This window comes from Phenylobacterium ferrooxidans, from assembly GCF_042714595.1.
Lineage (GTDB): Bacteria > Pseudomonadota > Alphaproteobacteria > Caulobacterales > Caulobacteraceae > Phenylobacterium > Phenylobacterium ferrooxidans.
In genome coordinates this window covers 1-1,170 of the sequence record NZ_JAOTJD010000095.1, presented here as the reverse complement: position 1 = coordinate 1,170, position 1,170 = coordinate 1, and the positions used below count along the sequence as shown (strand labels likewise).

1 protein-coding gene is annotated in these 1,170 nt (G+C 66.0%); it reads right to left on the bottom strand.

What is annotated here, in order from left to right:
• Positions 1-6 precede the first annotated feature (6 nt).
• A complete protein-coding gene (locus OCL97_RS22600; RefSeq protein ID WP_304780174.1) occupies positions 7-1,083 on the bottom strand; it encodes an ISAs1 family transposase in 1,077 nt (358 codons plus the stop codon).
• Positions 1,084-1,170 lie beyond the last annotated feature (87 nt).

Below are 1,170 nucleotides of genomic sequence, written 5' to 3'. Positions count from 1 at the left end.
GCAGGGCTATCGCATATGACCGAGCATTGAGAAGAGGAAGGCGTCATCCCATCCGGCCCGCTTGATTTTGGTCTTGATGGATCCCTTGGCGGGGTGCTGTCGGATGATGTTGAGGGCGAGCTTTCGGATGAGGGCGAGGTTCTGAGGGGCGTTGTCCTTTCGGCTACGGACGCGGTCTTCATCGAAGGCGACGTCGAGCACCCAGTGGAGCTGGTTCTCGATGGTCCAGTGGGTTCTGGCGACCGCCAGCATCCGCTCGGCTGAGAGCTGCGTGGAGAGCAGGTACCAGCGCACGATCACAGGCTCGGGTTCTCCTGCGGACTTGCGGTAGGTCTCGACGCGGGCGACGGCGGCCAGGCCTGGGAAGTCCATGCCCTGGGCGGCCACGACGATGGCGGTGCGGCCCTCGACCCGGTCATGCGCCTTGGTGGGGCCGTTGATCGCTTCGGTGGCGGGATCGGCGGCCTCGATCAGGGCTTGGGCCTTGGCCAGCAGCTTCGGGTGGTTGGCCTTCAGGGCCAGGGCGTAGTCGGCGCCGGCGTCGAGGATCGCCTGGGCGGTGTCGGCCCGGCAGTGCAGCGCGTCGGCGGTGACGATACAGCCGTCGAGCCGCAGTAGCGCCAAGGCCTGCTGAGCGCCCAGGACTTCGTTGCGGCCTGGCGCCAGGCGCTGACCGATCACCAGTCGGGCCTCCGCCGCCCAGACGTTGACCAGATGCAGCGGCGTGGCCTTGCGTCCACGGTCGTAAGCTCCCCGCAACGCCTTGCCATCAATCGCCACCACGCCCCGCAGCGCGCCGGCGAAGGCGGCGGTGAACTTCGCGAACGCCGCCTCGAAGGGCTCCGGCTGCAACAATCGGAACACCCGGCTGAAGGTGTCGTGGCTCGGCGGACCATGCGCCAGCTTCACAACCTCGCGCAGAACCCCGAGCTTGGCCTCGGCGAACTCGGCCATGTCGGTGCAATCTTCCGCCCCGCACAGCACCGCCGCCAGGGCCACGAACATCAGCTCCAGAAGATCGTGCCGAGCGTTACCGGCACGAGGGTCTGACACGGCCCCAAAATAGTCAGAAAACGTCCCCACAACCCCGTCTCCAAACACCAAGGAGACATCTGCAGAATCCGCTTCGACCTAAGATTTCGACTCCAACGCCATATGCGATTCCCCTGC